The sequence below is a fragment of the Gordonia zhenghanii genome (assembly GCF_021738965.1).
Taxonomy (GTDB): domain Bacteria; phylum Actinomycetota; class Actinomycetes; order Mycobacteriales; family Mycobacteriaceae; genus Gordonia; species Gordonia zhenghanii.
On the sequence record NZ_JAKKOQ010000006.1, the window covers coordinates 112,417 to 128,443 of the forward strand.

The 16,027-nt window shown below is 65.2% G+C and carries 16 protein-coding genes; 10 read left to right on the forward strand and 6 right to left on the reverse strand.

What is annotated here, in order from left to right; translation table 11 throughout:
* Positions 1–106: 106 nt before the first annotated feature.
* On the reverse strand, positions 107–1,063 hold the full coding sequence (locus L5G32_RS07315) for a 1,4-dihydroxy-2-naphthoyl-CoA synthase (RefSeq protein ID WP_237010373.1): 957 nt from the start codon (positions 1,061–1,063) through the stop codon (positions 107–109).
* A 108-nt stretch (positions 1,064–1,171) separates the two neighbouring features.
* On the opposite strand from L5G32_RS07315, the gene L5G32_RS07320 reads away from it, so the two are divergent.
* From L5G32_RS07320 to L5G32_RS07340, 5 genes are all read left to right on the forward strand, one after another.
* Positions 1,172–1,828, forward strand: coding sequence for a PaaI family thioesterase (locus tag L5G32_RS07320; protein ID WP_237010374.1), 657 nt, complete (start codon positions 1,172–1,174; stop codon positions 1,826–1,828).
* Positions 1,829–2,236: 408 nt separating this feature from the next.
* Positions 2,237–2,716 carry a GNAT family N-acetyltransferase gene (locus L5G32_RS07325; protein ID WP_237010375.1) on the forward strand — a complete coding sequence of 160 codons (480 nt, stop codon included), beginning with the start codon at positions 2,237–2,239 and terminating at the stop codon, positions 2,714–2,716.
* A 54-nt stretch (positions 2,717–2,770) separates the two neighbouring features.
* Positions 2,771–3,112 (forward strand): ArsR/SmtB family transcription factor, encoded by a 342-nt coding sequence (locus L5G32_RS07330; protein ID WP_237010376.1) that lies wholly within the window; start codon positions 2,771–2,773, stop codon positions 3,110–3,112.
* A gap of 3 nt (positions 3,113–3,115) precedes the next feature.
* Entirely contained in the window at positions 3,116–3,625 is a 510-nt protein-coding gene (locus L5G32_RS07335) for an SRPBCC domain-containing protein (RefSeq protein WP_237010377.1), read from the forward strand.
* Positions 3,597–4,037 carry a dihydrofolate reductase family protein gene (locus L5G32_RS07340; RefSeq protein ID WP_237010378.1) on the forward strand — a complete coding sequence of 147 codons (441 nt, stop codon included), beginning with the start codon at positions 3,597–3,599 and terminating at the stop codon, positions 4,035–4,037. Before L5G32_RS07335 ends, L5G32_RS07340 begins: the two co-directional genes overlap by 29 nt.
* Positions 4,038–4,105: 68 nt before the next feature.
* On the opposite strand, the gene L5G32_RS07345 is transcribed toward L5G32_RS07340, so the two are convergent.
* Positions 4,106–5,266: a sensor histidine kinase gene (locus L5G32_RS07345; RefSeq protein WP_237010379.1), complete on the reverse strand. Its 1,161-nt coding sequence runs from the start codon at positions 5,264–5,266 to the stop codon at positions 4,106–4,108.
* Positions 5,263–6,033 (reverse strand): response regulator transcription factor, encoded by a 771-nt coding sequence (locus tag L5G32_RS07350; protein ID WP_237010380.1) that lies wholly within the window; start codon positions 6,031–6,033, stop codon positions 5,263–5,265. The genes L5G32_RS07345 and L5G32_RS07350 overlap by 4 nt, the downstream gene beginning before the upstream one ends.
* A 287-nt stretch (positions 6,034–6,320) precedes the next feature.
* On the opposite strand from L5G32_RS07350, the gene L5G32_RS07355 reads away from it, so the two are divergent.
* The 4 genes from L5G32_RS07355 (at position 6,321) to L5G32_RS07370 (ending at position 11,747) form a co-directional block, all read left to right on the forward strand.
* Positions 6,321–7,406 carry a PLP-dependent cysteine synthase family protein gene (locus L5G32_RS07355; protein ID WP_265738812.1) on the forward strand — a complete coding sequence of 362 codons (1,086 nt, stop codon included), beginning with the start codon at positions 6,321–6,323 and terminating at the stop codon, positions 7,404–7,406.
* Entirely contained in the window at positions 7,403–8,728 is a 1,326-nt protein-coding gene (locus L5G32_RS07360; protein ID WP_265738787.1) for an MDR family MFS transporter, read from the forward strand. Before L5G32_RS07355 ends, L5G32_RS07360 begins: the two co-directional genes overlap by 4 nt.
* 108 nt (positions 8,729–8,836) lie before the next feature.
* Positions 8,837–9,451 carry a YdhK family protein gene (locus L5G32_RS07365; RefSeq protein ID WP_237010381.1) on the forward strand — a complete coding sequence of 205 codons (615 nt, stop codon included), beginning with the start codon at positions 8,837–8,839 and terminating at the stop codon, positions 9,449–9,451.
* Between the two features lie 199 nt (positions 9,452–9,650).
* Entirely contained in the window at positions 9,651–11,747 is a 2,097-nt protein-coding gene (locus L5G32_RS07370; RefSeq protein WP_237010627.1) for a heavy metal translocating P-type ATPase, read from the forward strand.
* A 62-nt stretch (positions 11,748–11,809) separates the two neighbouring features.
* On the opposite strand, the gene L5G32_RS07375 is transcribed toward L5G32_RS07370, so the two are convergent.
* The 3 genes from L5G32_RS07375 to L5G32_RS07385 form a co-directional block, all read right to left on the reverse strand.
* Positions 11,810–12,373, reverse strand: coding sequence for a sugar O-acetyltransferase (locus L5G32_RS07375; protein WP_237010382.1), 564 nt, complete (start codon positions 12,371–12,373; stop codon positions 11,810–11,812).
* Complete coding sequence (locus L5G32_RS07380; protein WP_237010383.1) at positions 12,373–13,623, reverse strand: saccharopine dehydrogenase family protein; 1,251 nt, start codon at positions 13,621–13,623, stop codon at positions 12,373–12,375. The genes L5G32_RS07375 and L5G32_RS07380 overlap by 1 nt, the downstream gene beginning before the upstream one ends.
* A 72-nt stretch (positions 13,624–13,695) precedes the next feature.
* Positions 13,696–14,307, reverse strand: coding sequence for a class I SAM-dependent methyltransferase (locus L5G32_RS07385; protein ID WP_237010384.1), 612 nt, complete (start codon positions 14,305–14,307; stop codon positions 13,696–13,698).
* 37 nt (positions 14,308–14,344) lie between these two features.
* Here L5G32_RS07385 and menD point away from each other — a divergent pair, with 37 nt between their 5' ends.
* On the forward strand, positions 14,345–16,024 hold the full coding sequence (gene menD, locus L5G32_RS07390; RefSeq protein WP_237010385.1) for a 2-succinyl-5-enolpyruvyl-6-hydroxy-3-cyclohexene-1-carboxylic-acid synthase: 1,680 nt from the start codon (positions 14,345–14,347) through the stop codon (positions 16,022–16,024).
* Positions 16,025–16,027: the final 3 nt, after the last annotated feature.

Here is a 16,027-nt window from a genome sequence, read left to right on the forward strand (position 1 = left end):
CGAGACCCGCTAGTCGAGCGTTCCTCCGCTAGTCGAGCGGAGTCGAGACTGATCTCGACTCCGCTCGATCGGCGGGTCGACTCCGCTCGATCGGCAATAGAGGCGCTCAGTAGTAGTACGGGTAATCGTCCCAGTTGGGCTCACGCTTCTGAAGGAACGCATCGCGGCCTTCGACGGCCTCGTCGGTCATATAGGCGAGGCGGGTCGCCTCGCCTGCGAACACCTGCTGACCCATCAGTCCGTCGTCGGCCAGGTTGAAGGCGAATTTCAGCATGCGTTGCGCAGTCGGCGACTTCGAGTTGATCTTCCGCGCCCACTCGATGGCGGTGGACTCCAACTCGGCGTGGTCGACGACGCGGTTCACCGCGCCCATCTGGTGCATGGTCTCGGCGTCGTAGGCCTCGCCGAGGAAGAAGATCTCGCGCGCGAACTTCTGGCCGACCTGCTTGGCCAGGTACGCGCTGCCGTAGCCCGCGTCGAAACTCCCGACGTCGGCGTCGGTCTGCTTGAAGCGTGCGTGCTCGCGAGAAGCGAGAGTCAGGTCGGCGACGGCGTGCAATGAGTGGCCGCCGCCTGCGGCCCAGCCGTTCACTACCGCGATCACGACCTTCGGCATGGTGCGGATGAGTCGCTGCACTTCGAGGATGTGCAGGCGCCCGCCTTCGGCTTTCACGCGTGCGGCGTCGACGCTGTCGGAGGTCGCGCCTTCGACGTCCGAATCGTGGGTCGTCGCGTACTGGTAGCCGCTGCGCCCACGGATGCGCTGGTCGCCGCCGCTGCAGAACGCCCATCCGCCGTCCTTCGGCGACGGCCCGTTGCCGGTCAGGAGCACTGTGCCGACGTCGGGGGAACGGCGCGCGTGGTCGAGAGTGCGGTGCAGTTCGTCGACGGTGTGCGGACGGAACGCGTTGCGGATCTCGGGGCGGTCGAACGCGATCCGAACGATGCCGTTGGCGCGGCCCTCGCCGACGTGACGGTGGTAGGTGATGTCGGTGAGGTCATCGAATCCGGGCACCGGGTTCCACTGCGTCGGATCGAACGGGGCGTTATTCGCGTCAGTCATGCAGACGAGCCTATCGCCGGAGTGGTCGCTGTCGATGTCGCGATCCGGACCCGCCGACAACCGAAGGCTGCGCGGTGACGTCGGACGTAGTGCGGATACGGTGAGACGATGACGGAGACCTCCAAGCACGAGTGGGACATTCCTGCCACCGAAGAATCGCCGCTCGAAGGCGGTTTCCGTGCAGATCTGCAGATCACCACTGAGCGCGGCGGGCCGACGTACGGCGAGATGATCGAGCAGGTCCGGACGTTCATGGGCAAGGTGCGGTACGCCTGCCCGACCCACGAACTGGCCGACGAGATCATCGAGGACCTGCGCAAGCTCAACGCGAAGCTCGACACCATGCTGGTCGACGAGTGGACCAGCCCGTCGGGCACACGCATCGATCTCCCGTCGCGCGGCAACATCACCCTCCCGCCGTACGAGGTCCGAGACGGTGGACCCGACGGCGTCGAAGCCGAGGTCCGCTTCGGTGACTTCCATCTGGGCGGCAACGGCGTCGCGCACGGCGGGCACGTCGCTGTCGTCTTCGACGATCTGGGTGGAATGGCGGCCGCCTTGAAGGTCGGCGGCGTGGCCAGGACTGCGTATCTCACGGTGAACTACCGATCGTTGACGCCGCTGAACACCCCGTTGACGCTCAAGACCTGGGTCGAGACCCATGACGGCCGCAAACTGTTCGTCAAGGGCACACTGCACGACGGTGACCGTCTCTGCGCCGACCTCGACGCGCTGTTCATCCAACTCAAGCCCGGTCAGGCCTGATCGGGCACGGACGACCGACGCGTGGGCCCCGCACTTCAGTGACTATTGCGCGCCTCGTCGACCAACGTCAGGGCCGTTCTCAGGGCGGCGATTCTGTTCGTCATGAGAGTGCGTCGTCCGACGCTCAGGGCAGTGAGGTCGACTGCCTCGCATTTGGATAACAAAGAGCGCAGCTCACGGTTCGCGAGGTCCAGATCAGACGCGTCGTCGCCAGGCGTTTGTGTCATGTCCGCCACTCTTCCACTGTCGGCGTGACGGGGGCGTCGCGGTGGTTCAGAATCGACGGTATGGACTCGCCCGATTCTCGACTAGCTCTCGATATCGCCGATCCAGACTTCCTGCCGCCAGTCAATCCTGCGTGAGCTGATTCCCATCGACCACCGAGCCGGCCCGGCCAGCGATTTCACGGTGCGGGCAGCTGACGCCTCGGATGCCTCATTCCTGACCGAGATGCTGATCGAAGCAGCGTTCTGGCGCGCCGATGGGCCACTAGGCGCGGTCGACGACATCCTGCACGATCCAGAGCTCGCCCACTATGTCGCCGGATGGCCCAGAGTCGGCGACCGCGGAGTTGTCGCCGAAGACGCCGATACCGGCGCCTCCGTTGGAGCGGCCTGGCTGCGGTACTTCACCGCAGACGACCCCGGCTATGGCTTCGTCGAATCCGACATTCCCGAACTGGCGATGGGAACAGTCCGGCACCGCCGAGGGCAAGGAATCGGCGGGTGCCTACTCCAAGTGCTGATCGAGAGCGCTCGCAGCACCGCGATCTCGACGCTGAGCCTCAGCGTGGAGCCGGACAACAACGCCCGGCGTCTTTACGAACGCTTCGGATTCGCGACAGTCGGCCAAACGGGCGGCTCGCTCACCATGCTTCTTAGTATCTGACGTCGACCTAGACGCGATCATTGACATATTCTTATATGGGAATACCATTTCGCTATGGCACGCGCAGCAACGACGTCTGATGTCTTCAACGCAATTGCCGAGCCGCAGCGCCGGGAGATTCTGATGCTGCTACGCGGCGGTGAACGTGCGGTGACCGACGTCGCCCACGAACTGGGGATTTCGCAGCCGGGCACGTCAAAGCATCTGCGAGTGCTCCGGGAAGTCGGGGTGGTACAAGACCGACAGGAAGGTAAGCAGAGGCTCTACTGCCTGAATGCCCAGGGGCTGAGGCCGGTTCATGAGTGGACCGGCGGATTCGAGCAGTTCTGGAACGAGAGCTTCGACCGGCTGGACGCCTATGTCCAGGAACTCAAGCAGCGAGACGCCGAAGGGTGACTGATGAGTATTGGAAGACGAGACGCGAACGGGCCGAACGCCGCGGCGGACCGCGAGATAGTGGTCTCTCGCGTGATCGACGCACCACGGGAGTTGGTGTTCGAAGCATTTACCGAGGCGCGGCATCTTGCGCATTGGTGGGGGCCGCAGGGCTTCACCACCACGACGCGGACCTTCGAGTTCTGCGTCGACGGTGTCTGGGGATTCACGATGCACGGCCCGGACGGCACCGACTACCCGGAGTGGATCACCTGGACAGAGATCACTCCGCCTGAGCGGATTGTGATGGTCCACGGCGAGTCTCGCGACGATCCGAACGCATTCGAATCGGTCCTCACGTTCACGGCCGACCGGGGCGCGACCACCGTTGAAATGCTGAGTAGATTTCCGACCAGGGAGTTGCGCGACGAGGCGATCGAGAAGCACGGTGCGATCACGATGGGACAGCAGACCCTCGACAGTCTCGCTGCGCACGTCCTTGCCGATGCCCAGCAGAACGGGACTCAGATCTGATGGCCGGCAAGTTCGACGCTGGCGAGCACTCCTGGCCCGACGAGCCACCGTTCCACTCACGGTCTTCGTCGTCACGCACGAGACACGCGAGCCGTGGGAACGGCTGGGCGGGACCACGTTCCACTTCGTCAACGGTGGTATGAAGGCGGCGATCGAGCAGGCGCGTGCCGCTGCAGGCGAGCGGGACGTCCGCGTCTCGGGCGGTGGCGAGACAATTGTGCAGTGCCTCAATGCGGGTCTGATCGAAGAGTTCACAGTCGCACTCGCACCCGTGCTGTTCGGAAAGGGCATTCGGTTGTTCGAGGGCGTGGACGCGAGTCGCGTCGCCGTGGAGCAGGTCAGTTCGGAGTCGTCATTGCCGCTCGCCACTCACCTGACGTACGCCGTGCACGGTCGGAGTTCCCGCGGCTGATGCACAAGTCGGGGTGAGGGACGGACTGTCGCACGGACCGTATCGGCAACGCTCCCGTCGTCTACCAGCTATCGCGGATCCCCCGTGGGCGACCGTTTGGGCGGTTGTTTCGGGAGAATCATGGTGAAGGTGGCTCCGTGCCCAGTGCCGCGGCTGCTGGCGATGAGGGTTCCGCCATGTGCTTCGGCAAGCGCGCGGGCGATGGTCAGGCCGATTCCGCTGCCGCCCGCATCGCGGCTACGGGAGGTATCGGTGCGGTAGAAGCGATCGAAGATGTGCGGCAGGTGGTCGGCGGCTATCCCGTCCCCGTTGTCTTTGACTGTGATGTCGATCTGGTTGTTGTTGCGTCGGTGGCTGCTGACTGTGACTGTGCCTCCTGATGGTGTGTGCCGGAGAGCGTTGCTGAGCAGATTCGCCAAGGTCTGGCCGATCCGAGCGCGGTCGGCGTCGACGAAGTCGGGGACGGTCGAGCCTACGGTCAGTGTCACGCCCGCGTTATCGAATCCCGTTTGGGCTTCGCGGATCGCTGCAGTGACAATGTCGTTCACCGCAGTCGGTTCTGGGTTCGTCCGAAGTTGCTTTTCGCCAGCGAGGGAGACTGCGTCGATGTCGTCGGCGAGACGTTTGAGGCGGTCGGCGGCTCCACGTATGACGCTGTACATCTGCTCTCCAGGCACTCGAATTCCGTCTTCCGCGGCTTCTACCTGCGCAGCGATAGTCGTTATGGGTGTCCGTAGCTCGTGGGCGAGGTCGGACAACATCTGCTGGCGGACCTCCTCGGAGGTATCGAGTTGAATGGCGAGCTGGTTGACGCTGCCGGTGAGGTCACTGAATTCTCGGCCCAATCGGCTTGGCGGGACGCGAACAGTATGGTTACCTGCAGCGATGTTCGCTGTGGAAGTGACCACGGCACCGATGGATCGTTCGACTAGGCGCGTGATAAGCCAACTGACCACCAGTGCTAGGACAACCGAACTGAGTAGCGCGACAGATACCGACACTATGAGCGAGGAAGTAAACGCTTCCTCGACGTGGTGGGCCTGCGATGAGGTCGAGGATAGCCCTGCGTGTTCAAGATGAGTGTGGAACAGCTGCGGTGCCACTGCCCAGGCGACGAGTGCGGCGATGCTCGCGCCAGCGGCGATCACCAGGGTTTGCGCGATGAACAGGCGTGGAGCAAAACCAGATCGCGACGCGACGGTTTTCAGCTGACCGCAGAGGAGCCTCATTCGGGTTGCCGACCTTCGCCCATTCGGTACCCGACGCCCCGAATGGTGCGGATGTAGCGGCGGATGGCAGATCTGTCTCCTAGTTTCCGTCGCAGACTCGCGACATGCACGTCGACGACATGCGAGTCACCAATCCATGTCGAGCCCCACAATTCGGCCAGTATTTGGTCGCGACTAAAGACCATCCCGGGACGTCGCGAGAGAACGTCGAGGATGTCGAATTCGGTCCGAGTGAGTTCGACTGGGACTTCGGCGACTGTCACCTCGCGTGCGTAGGGGGCGATCGTTAGGTCGCCGATGCGGCGCTTCGTGCATTGCGGTGCCCCGGATGTGCTGGTCGTTCCGGTCCGTGGCCTGCGCAGCATGGCTTCGATGCGAGCGATGAGTTCGCGTGGGCTGAAGGGTTTGGTCAGGTAGTCGTCGGCCCCGGCTGACAAACCGATGAGGGTATCCACCTCGGAGGCTCGCGCCGTGACCATCACGACGTACGCGTCGCTGAATGTGCGCAATTGCCGACATACCTCGACTCCGTCGAGGGAGGGGAGCCCAAGATCGAGTATCACGACGTCCGGTGGGGTATTGGTCGCCGCTGAGACGGCAGCGGCACCGTCGCCGCTGATCGTCACGTCGAAACCGCTGCGTTGCAGGTAATCGGCGATCACCTCAGCGAGGTCAGGCTCATCTTCGACGACTAACGCGCGCAGTCCCGACCGCGGTCGCGGCTCAGCAATTGGCACATGGCCAGATCCGGCAACAATCGCATCCATGCCCTCTATCCTGATCGACCGCAGGTCGTGGTTCGACTCTCATCTGGGATCTTGAGCAAATCTTGATAGAGAGCATACGTAGCGGGCAGGTTGGCGCATGCACAGTCGAGGGGCATCAGAGCTTCACCGCTCTGATCACAATCTCCTGGCGCGTCCGATCGGATGCGTCACGGGCCGTCGCAACTGGCATCACGGCGAAAGTGCCGTATGTCTGCGGTGGCCTACTCCGCACCCGAAAGGACCACTACGTGAGCATTGACGTCACCACCGCTCCTTCTCTGAGTCCGTTGCCGTCTCCGCGTGACTTGTTCGCTGGCCACGCGGCCACCTTTCCGTGCCCGGGCGGGTTGGTGGGCAATACACCGGTGATGCGGATCGTTGAGCCGTTCTCGTCTATTGGGAATGGTTTCTGGGCGAAACTCGAAGGATTCAATCCAGGCGGGATGAAGGACCGACCTGCGCTCCACATGGTCGAGCGTGCTAAGTCTCGCGGGGACCTCGTACCTGGTGCGCGAATTGTGGAGTCGACCAGCGGTACGCTCGGCCTCGGTCTAGCGCTGGCTGGCATCGTGCACGACCACCCCGTGACACTCGTTACTGATCCAGGTCTGGAACCGATCCTCACTCAGATGCTCGCTGCGTACGGTGCCCGAGTCGAGACGGTTACCGATCCCCACCCCACCGGCGGATGGCAGCAAGCCCGGCGTGACCGGGTCCAGTCGATCCTCGCCGCGGACCAAAATGCATGGTGTCCGGATCAGTACACCAACCCCGACAATGTCAGCGCCTACCAGCCGCTCGCGTTGGAACTCCTGGCGCAGTTGGGGCACATCGACGTGCTGGTCTGTTCGGTCGGCACGGGCGGGCACTCTGCTGGAATAAGCCGGACCCTGCGCCAGTTCCTACCTGACCTCGACGTCGTCGGCGTGGACACTGTCGGGTCGACGATCTTCGGTCAACCGGCCCATAAGCGCCTCATGCGAGGCCTGGGATCGAGCATCTACCCCGAGAATGTCGATTACTCGGCGTTCTCCGAAGTGCACTGGGTCGCTCCGTCCGAGTCGGTGTCTGCATGCCGGACACTGGCATCGACGCACTATTCCACCGGCGGTTGGAGCGTCGGCGCGGTCGCGTTGGCGGCTGGATGGGTGGCCAGTACACGCTCGCCGGGCACAGTGGTCGCCGCTGTGTTTCCGGATGGTCCGCAGCGGTACTACGGAACGGTCTACAACGACGCGTTCTGTCACGCCAACGGCATCGATCCAACCGCCGGGCTGCCAACGGCGCCACTGACCATCGCTGACCCTGCCGATTCCGTCGTCACCCGCTGGTCACGTTGCAGCACCGTCTACCATCCGCTGGCCGCGCGATGAGGGGGCCGATCGCGACCTTTCGTACCTTTGATCGACCCAGTCAGGTTTTGATGGTGAACCAGTTCACCATCAACCTGGGCTTCTATATGCTCATGCCCTACCTCGCCGGATACTTGGCCGGTCCGCTTGGACTCGCCGGCTGGGCAATCGGACTAGTGCTGGGCATTCGCAACTTCTCTCAGCAGGGCATGTTCCTCGTTGGTGGCACCCTTGCTGATCGACTCGGTTACAAGCCGCTCATCGTTGCCGGATGTCTCCTACGAACTGTCGGCTTCGGGCTGCTCGCCGCTGTGGATTCACTGCCAGCGGTACTGATAGCGTCCGCGGCGACCGGATTCGCAGGTGCCCTGTTCAACCCGGCGGTGCGCGCTTATCTGTCCAAAGACGCTGGCGACCGTCGCATTGAAGCCTTCGCCGTCTTCAACATCTTCTATCAGGCCGGCATTCTCCTTGGCCCTTTGGTCGGGGTCGCATTGATGGCGTTCGACTTCCGTGCCACCGCGCTCGTCGCAGCGCTGGTCTTTGCCGTGCTCACTGTTGCGCAGATCCTCGCATTACCTCGCGATCGCGAGGACCGCGCAGCCGAGCAGCGAAAGTCTGTCGGTGCTGACTGGCGCACCGTCGCCGGAAACAAGAGATTCGTTCTCTTCTCGTGCGCGATGATCGGCTCGTACGTCCTGTCGTTTCAGGTGTACCTCGCGCTCCCTCTACACGCGGCGTCGATCACCTCCAGTGAGAAGGCTCAGTCTTCCCTCGTGGCTGCGGTGTTCGTTGTCAGTGGAGTCATCGCTGTGGCGGGACAGTTGCGAATCACGACGTGGTTTCGCCGCCGATTCGGGTCAACGCGCAGTCTGGGAGCGGGAATGGCGATCATGACCGCTGCCTTCGTTCCGCTGTTACTCGTTCCGACGGCGACGCTGGCCGGACAGGTCGCAGCGGTGATTGCGTTGCTGGTAACGGCCGCTGGTCTCGCTGTCGCGACAGCGACAGTCTTCCCGTTTGAGATGGACACCGTGGTCACCCTGTCCGGGGACCGGCTGGTGGCCACACACTACGGCCTCTACAACACCGTTGTCGGGGTCGGAATCCTGGCCGGAAACCTGGGCACCGGAGCGCTGCTCGGACTGGGTTACCAGATTGGGTTTCCTTCGCTGATCTGGATAGTTCTCATCGCCATCGGGGTTGGAGCGACGCTCGCGCTCCGTGCCCTCCACCGGGCAGGTGCCCTCGCCGGGCCGCAGTCGCGGACTGGTCCAGATGATGTTTCAGGTGGGCAAGGCGTCGCGCGGCGCGTCCAGCAAAGCTCGCCGACGACGCCATGACGTCATCGGTCACTGCTGGTCCGGTGTCGGTGGAGCAGCAGAATGCACTGCTTGGCATATACCCCATAGGGGTATATGCTGTCTCGTACGAACAAGGATGGAGTCCACATGCGAAAGCGTCTCACTGCGGTCGTCGCCGCCGGGGTCATTGGCGGAGTACTGGCGCTGACCGGTTGTGCCTCAGACGACAACGAACCGACAGCGTCATCGACACCAGGGAACACGCAGAGTCACGTGAGCGATCATGGCCACGCGGAATCCAGCGTCGGCGGAACGGGCCATTCGGGGATGGAACACCCGATGGATGGCGGGCCTGCACCGGAAGGCATCGAGACCGCGGCTGCTCCCAAGTACGCCGTCGGAACGCAGGTGAAGCTCACCGCCGACCACATGGAGGGCATGGACGGAGTGACGGCCACGATCGCGGGCGCGTACCGAACCAACACCTACGCGGTGACCTACACCCCCACCACGGGTGGAGATCCGGTCGAGAACCACAAGTGGGTCGTGCAGGAGGAACTCGAGAATGCGGGGGACCAGCGTCTGGCCGACGGCGCCGAAGTCACGCTCAGCGCCGGACACATGAAGGGCATGAAGGGCGCGAAGGCCACGATCGTCAGTTCGACCGACGAGACCGTGTACATGGTCGACTACGAAGCCGGCGGCATGAAGATGACCAACCACAAGTGGGTCGTCGAGAGTGAGATCCAGCCGGCGTCCTGAGGCGGAACATGAACGACTCGCCCCGCCCACGGCAGGGGTTGTGACCAGAACTAGGTGGGAGGAAAAGGCGATGCATTCTCCTAGCGGGCACCACCACGACGGCGTGGCCGGCGTAGCCGCGCACAACGGGTCCCAGCCTGGTTCGATACCGACTCACGGAGAACCGGCCGAAGCCGGCACGTCCCACAGTGGCCACGACATGGGCCGCGGCGACCATGGCGACCCCGAGCACCACGCGCATGGCGGCCATGATGGGCATGGCGGCGATGGGCATAGCGGTCACGGGGACCACGTCGGCCAGTTCCGCCGGCTGTTCTGGATCAATCTCGTCATAGCGGTACCGGTCGTTGCGTTCTCGCCGATGTTTGCGATGCTCCTCGGCTATTCGGTTCCCGGCTGGGGAGTGTGGGTCGCCGCGGTTCTCGGCACGGTCATGTACGTGTGGGGCGGTCGGCCGTTCCTCACCGGTGGCTGGAGTGAACTAAAGAGCCGCAAACCAGGGATGATGCTGCTCATCACCCTCGGGATCACCGTGGCGTTCCTCGCCTCGTGGGCCGCAACGCTCGGGCTCGTCGACCACGAACTCGAGTTCTGGTGGGAACTGGCACTACTAGTCGTCATCATGCTCCTGGGGCACTGGATCGAGATGCGGTCCCTGGCCCAGACCACCTCAGCGCTCGACTCCCTCGCGGCGCTCCTCCCCGACGCCGCCGAGCGGGTCGAGGACGACCAGGTGGTCGAGGTCGATCCGTCCGACCTCAGAGTCGGTGACGTCGTGATCATCAGGCCGGGCGGGAGCGTCCCCGCCGATGGGACCATCGTCGACGGCCGCGCAGACATGGACGAGTCCATGATCACTGGCGAGTCGCATCCAGTCGGACGGGGAGAGGGTGACGCGGTCACCGCTGGAACGATCGCGACGGACTCCGGCCTGCGGGTCACGGTCACCGCCACCGGAGACGACACCGCCCTGGCGGGTATCAACCGGCTCGTTGCCGACGCTCAGAACTCCACCTCGCGCGCCCAGCGCATCGCCGACCGCGCAGCCGCATGGCTGTTCTGGTTCGCGCTCGGCGCCGCCGTGATCACCGTCGTGGCCTGGACTCTCGTCGGAAATCCCGATGACGCAGTGGCCCGAACGATCACCGTGCTCGTCATCGCCTGTCCTCATGCGCTGGGGCTTGCGATTCCACTGGTGGTCGCGATCGCCACCGAGCGCGCCGCCCGCGGTGGCGTCCTGGTCAAAGATCGGCTCGCTCTGGAATCGATGCGCCACGTCGACGCGGTGCTTTTCGACAAAACGGGCACCCTGACAAGGGGCGAACCCACCGTCACCGGAATCGAGCCGGCCGACGGACTGAACGCCTCCGACGTCCTCGCTCTCGCAGCGGCCGCCGAGTCCGACAGCGAACACCCTCTCGCTCGGGCGATCGTGGTCGCCGCGAAGCAGCAGGACGTGCAGTTCGAACGGGCCAGCAGCTTCACCTCGTCCCCCGCGGTGGGCGTCACCGCGACAGTGGCCGGCCACGAGATCCGGGTCGGCGGACCACGCCTGCTCGAGGAGACCGAACAGGCAGAGATCGGTACCGCCGACGACTGGCGAGCCGAAGGAGCGATCATCCTGCACGTCGTCCGCGACGGCGAGATGATCGGTGGTCTCAAACTCGCTGATGAGATCCGCCCGGAATCGTTCGCAGCAGTCGATGCGCTGCACAGGCGCGGCGTAGACGTCGTCATGATCACCGGGGACGCCGAAGCTGTCGCGTCTGACGTCGGCGACGAACTGGGTATCGACCGCGTGTTCGCCGGAGTCCGTCCCGAGGACAAGTCTGCGAAGGTCGCCCAGCTGCAGCACGAGGGCAAGACGGTCGCGATGGTCGGTGACGGCGTCAACGATGCCCCGGCACTCGCCCAGTCGGACGTCGGCATCGCGATCGGCGCAGGCACGGACGTCGCGATCGCTTCGGCCGGCGTCATACTGGCGAGCTCCGACCCGCGCAGCGTCCTGTCGATCACTGAGTTGTCCCACGCCGCGTACCGGAAGATGAAACAGAATCTGTGGTGGGCAGCGGGCTATAACCTCGTGTCTGTGCCTCTTGCTGCTGGAGTCCTGGCGCCGGTGGGATTCGTGCTTCCGATGTCGGTCGGAGCTGTCCTGATGTCGCTGTCCACCGTCGTAGTCGCACTCAATGCCCAACTGTTGCGTCGCATCGATCTCGAGCCAGCCAAGCTCGCAGCGATTCCGGGCAACGACGACGCGCCGTCCCGCAAGGTTGCGGTGGCGAATCGCTCCTGACCGTCCCGCCGAAGACTGGGTACACCGCACTCGTTGTGCGTCCGACGCAATGCCGGTCCGTTTCACTCCTCGACGGGCAACTGCCTGATCGGCACGGCGGGCGATCCCACCGCGACGACATGATCGGGGAGGTCGCGGACCACCACGCTGCCGGCGCCGACAACCGTGTTGCGGCCGATCGTCACGCCAGCGCCGACCGTGACATCTGAACCGAGCCAACAGTTCTCACCGATGACGATGGGCGCGGTCCGCTCGGCGCCCGCGCGGCGGAGTGCATGATCGTCGATGGGATGCAGTGCGGTGGCGAGGGTCGCGGACGGGCCGATGCGGACATGGTCGCCGAGGACGATCGGACCGTCGTCCATCAAGAACGCGTTCGCGTTGATGTAGACGCCTGCACCGACCGTGATGTTGAATCCGTAACTGCACCGAAGGCGCGGGACGATCTCAGACCCGTCGCCGAATGCGGCGAACAGTTCGCGCGCAATGCTCGCCCGAGCATCGTGATCGGCGGCGCCGAGTGCGTTGAACCGGTCCATCGCGCGGCCGCACGAGTCTCGTAACGCGCGTAGATGAGGGGTGTCGAAGTACCAGTCGCCCGAGAGCAGCGCTTCGACGTCGGTCATCAGTCAGTCAGTTCGTGCGCCTCGACGACGAAGCCCGCTGCACGGAGACGGACGGCGAGGACGTCGCCCATCGCGACCGCCGGTGTCAGGACTCCTGAGCGGTCCGGGAGCGCGTCGCGGTCGAGCGCGAGGGTCAGTGCACTCTCACCGAGCATCACCGCGGTCGCCTTGTAGCCCGGGTCGCCGTGCGCACGCATCTGCGATCGGTATCGGCGTCCGGTGGTGGTGCGTGTGAACGTCTGGGTGACGAAATGTCCTGCGTCACGCGACTTCTCGGCCGGTCCCTCGCCGGGTTTCGGGAGGAGGTAGTCGAGGAGTTTGCGGGTGGGACGGAAGCTCATCGCACCGAGGAAGGCTCCGGTGCCGACCGAGACCGCGCCTGCGAGCAGTGCGGACAGACCGGGGACGCCGCCGACCGCCATCGTCTCCTGATAGCGGAACGCGTCGCCGTAGGCGCCGTTGAGCAGTGCGTTGGAGCGTCGGACGATTCGCGTGTTGTACGACGCCATGAAGAACGGTGCGAGTGTTCCGCTCAGCGACGGATCGACTCGATGGGCGTCGACGGGGGAGATGTCGCTCGGCTCGGAGTTCATCCCGGCCCGCGGGGTGTCGCCGGGACCGCCCGACAACGCTTGCGGGTTCAACAGTAGGCGCCGGGTCTGCGCGTCCTTCGCCTGATCGGCGATCACCCGTATCGAGTCGACGGTGCCGCCCGACGCGCCGCCGCGCATCGAGGTGAGCACCATCGTGGTGTCGGTCATCTCGCCCGCGCCGTCTTCGCTGATCTTCTTGTGCAGGACGTAGGCGCCGAGATCGGAGGGAATCGAGTCGAACCCGCACGCGTGGACGATCCGCGCGCCGGAACTCCGAGCCGTCTCGTCGACCTTGTCGATCGCGAAGCGAACGAACGGGACCTCACCGGTCAGATCGACGTAGTCGGTGCCCGCAGAGGCCGCGGCGACCACCAGGTTCTCGCCGTACCGCAGGTAGGGGCCGACTGTCGTGCACACGACTCGGGTGCGGGCGCACATCGCGTCGAGCGACGCAGGCGAATCCGAGTCGGCGACGACCAGCGGCCACGCCGCCGCGGCGTCGCCGAGCCTGCGGCGCACCGCCGCCAGCTTGGTCTCCGATCGCCCCGCCAGCGCCACCTTGGTGCCCGAAGGTGCGTGCTGTGCGAGGTACGTGGCGGTGAGTTCGCCCACGAAACCTGTTGCTCCGTAGACGACGACGTCGAATTCGCGACTCATGGGGTCGAGCCTAGTCGGGTCGCGCCCCGCTGTGCAGAGACGTGAGACGGCGGTGTGTCAGATAGCCGTGCGTCAGACGGCCGAGCCGAGAACGAACGCGCCGAACGACTTCGGAGCCTGGTCTGCGTAGAAAGCGTCGACGTCGACGACATTCCACCCCGCCGCAGTGATCGCGGCAGGGATGTCGCGTGTCAGATGGCAGCCGCCGCCGAGTCGCTTCTGAATCGGTTCGAGTCGCCGCTGCCACTTCCGGACGTTCGAGTCGGGCGCGGTCCCGTGTTCGAGGAACGCGAAGACGCCGCCGGGCCGAACCACCCTGCGCAGTTCTGCCAGCGCCGCATCGAGATCGGGGATCGTGCAGAGCGTGAACGTGGACAGTGCCGAATCGAACGAGTCGTCGTCGAAGGGAAGGCGCTCGCCGTCCAACCCGGACCGCTCGATCGGCACCGTCGACGCAGAGACCCGGGCGGCTCCCAACCGCCAGCCCGCATCGCTCGGCTCCACGGCCGCGACTGCGGTCACCGCGGGCGGGTACTGGCCGACGTTGAATCCCGAACCGAAGCCGACTTCGACCACCCGTCCGGACAGCGGCTCGCAGGTGCGGCCACGCAGTCCGTTCATCGCGGGCATTCCGCACGTCCGGGTGATGATCCGCGGCAGCACACGGTCGCTGTAGAAGCTCATGCACCGACGCTATAGGCCGCGGCATAGTGTGTCAGCCATGAATCCGTCCACTCTGCAGGCCCGGGTGATCGTCGACGAGATGATCAGCTGCGGCGTCCGTGACGCCGTCCTCTGCCCTGGCTCCCGCAATGCGCCGCTCGCGTTCGCTCTGCACGCCGCGCATCAGCAGGGACGCCTTCGCCTGCACGTGCGCATCGACGAACGCTCCGCAGGCTTTCTGGCGCTCGGACTGGCGGTCGCCGCCAAAACCCCGGTGCCGATCGTGATGACCAGCGGCACGGCCGTGGCCAACATGAGTCCGGCCGTCTTCGAAGCCAATTATGCGCGGGTCCCGCTCGTCGTCGTCAGCGCAAACCGGCCGTACGAACTCCTGGGGTCCGGCGCGAACCAGACCGTCGAGCAGTTCGGGATCTTCGGCACCCAGGTTCGGGCCACCATCAGCCTCGGACTCGCCGAGCAGGACCTGGACACCAACTCCCAGTGGCGATCGGCTGTCGGGCGCGTCCTCGCGACCGCGCGCGGCGCTCGTACCGGAAACGCGGGCCCCGTCCAGTTCGACATCCCGCTCCGCGAACCGCTGGTTCCCGATGCCGGTGACGACCTGGGTGCGGACCTCGCCGATCTCGAGGCAGGCAAGTTCGCGGGTCGGCCCGACGGAGCGCCCTGGACCAACGCTCCCGTCGGACGTCTCGACATCCCCCTCGAGATCGACCTGTCGCGCGACACCGTCGTCGTCTCCGGGCACGGTTCGGGAGTCCATCCGGAGCTAGCCGACCTTCCGACCGTCGCCGAACCGACTGCACCGACACCGCGAAACCCGCTGCACCCGTTGGCGTTGCGTGACCTGAAGCCGCAGCAGGCGATCATCTGCGGCCGGCCGACGCTGCACCGCTCGGTGTCCAGGCTCCTGGCCGACCCTTCCGTCGACGTGTACGCACTCACCACCGGGCCTCGCTGGCCCGATGTGTCCGGCAACGTCTGCGCCACCGGAACCCGAGCGGAGCCGACGGAGCAGCCTCGTTCCGCGTGGCTCGACGAGGCGCAGGCCGTCCACCGGCGCGTCGTCTCAGCGGTGGACGCCGAACTCGACGCCGCCGACACCACGACCGGACTTCACGTGGCCCGCACGGTCGCTTCGGTCATGGAACCCGGCGATCGTCTCGTCGTCGGCGCGTCCAACCCGGTCCGCGACATCGCCCTCGCCGGCCGTGTGGCCGACGGCGTCACCGTGATGTCCAATCGCGGAGTCGCGGGCATCGACGGCACCAACTCAACCGCTGTCGGTGCGGCGCTCGCCGCTGAGCCGGGACAGCGCACCGTGGCACTCATGGGCGATCTCACGTTCGTCCACGACGCAACGGGACTCCTGATCGGCCCGGCCGAGCCGCGGCCGCACCACCTTCGGATCGTTGTCGCGAACGACGACGGCGGCGGGATATTCAGCCTTCTGGAACAAGGCGATCCTCGGTTCGACACCGGCGACTACACGGGCGTCTACGAGCGAGTCTTCGGCACACCGCATCGCACCGACCTCGCGTCGTTGTGCGCCGGATTCCACATCGGGCACCGGCGCGCCGATCTCACTGACGTCCCGGGACTCCTCGCCGAACCCGCCCCGGTGGGCGGAATCGAAGTCGTCGAGGTCTCGACGTCACGCGACGGACTCCGAGCACTCCATGACCGGATCGTCGCACGCCTCGATCGGACCGCCCGGTAACCT

What these genes read in the sequence shown, in the direction of transcription:
- L5G32_RS07320 (WP_237010374.1), top strand. Translation starts at nt 1,172, where the DNA reads ATGACGGAGACCTCCAAGCACGAGTGGGACATTCCTGCCACCGAAGAA.
- L5G32_RS07330 (WP_237010376.1), top strand. Translation starts at nt 2,771, where the DNA reads ATGGCACGCGCAGCAACGACGTCTGATGTCTTCAACGCAATTGCCGAG.
- L5G32_RS07370 (WP_237010627.1), top strand. Translation starts at nt 9,651, where the DNA reads ATGGGCCGCGGCGACCATGGCGACCCCGAGCACCACGCGCATGGCGGC.
- L5G32_RS07360 (WP_265738787.1), top strand. Translation starts at nt 7,403, where the DNA reads ATGAGGGGGCCGATCGCGACCTTTCGTACCTTTGATCGACCCAGTCAG.
- L5G32_RS07385 (WP_237010384.1), bottom strand. Translation starts at nt 14,307, where the DNA reads ATGAGCTTCTACAGCGACCGTGTGCTGCCGCGGATCATCACCCGGACG.
- L5G32_RS07315 (WP_237010373.1), bottom strand. Translation starts at nt 1,063, where the DNA reads ATGACTGACGCGAATAACGCCCCGTTCGATCCGACGCAGTGGAACCCG.
- L5G32_RS07375 (WP_237010382.1), bottom strand. Translation starts at nt 12,373, where the DNA reads ATGACCGACGTCGAAGCGCTGCTCTCGGGCGACTGGTACTTCGACACC.
- L5G32_RS07340 (WP_237010378.1), top strand. Translation starts at nt 3,597, where the DNA reads ATGCCCAGCAGAACGGGACTCAGATCTGATGGCCGGCAAGTTCGACGC.
- L5G32_RS07345 (WP_237010379.1), bottom strand. Translation starts at nt 5,266, where the DNA reads ATGAGGCTCCTCTGCGGTCAGCTGAAAACCGTCGCGTCGCGATCTGGT.
- L5G32_RS07365 (WP_237010381.1), top strand. Translation starts at nt 8,837, where the DNA reads ATGCGAAAGCGTCTCACTGCGGTCGTCGCCGCCGGGGTCATTGGCGGA.
- L5G32_RS07335 (WP_237010377.1), top strand. Translation starts at nt 3,116, where the DNA reads ATGAGTATTGGAAGACGAGACGCGAACGGGCCGAACGCCGCGGCGGAC.
- L5G32_RS07380 (WP_237010383.1), bottom strand. Translation starts at nt 13,623, where the DNA reads ATGAGTCGCGAATTCGACGTCGTCGTCTACGGAGCAACAGGTTTCGTG.
- L5G32_RS07350 (WP_237010380.1), bottom strand. Translation starts at nt 6,033, where the DNA reads ATGGATGCGATTGTTGCCGGATCTGGCCATGTGCCAATTGCTGAGCCG.
- menD (WP_237010385.1), top strand. Translation starts at nt 14,345, where the DNA reads ATGAATCCGTCCACTCTGCAGGCCCGGGTGATCGTCGACGAGATGATC.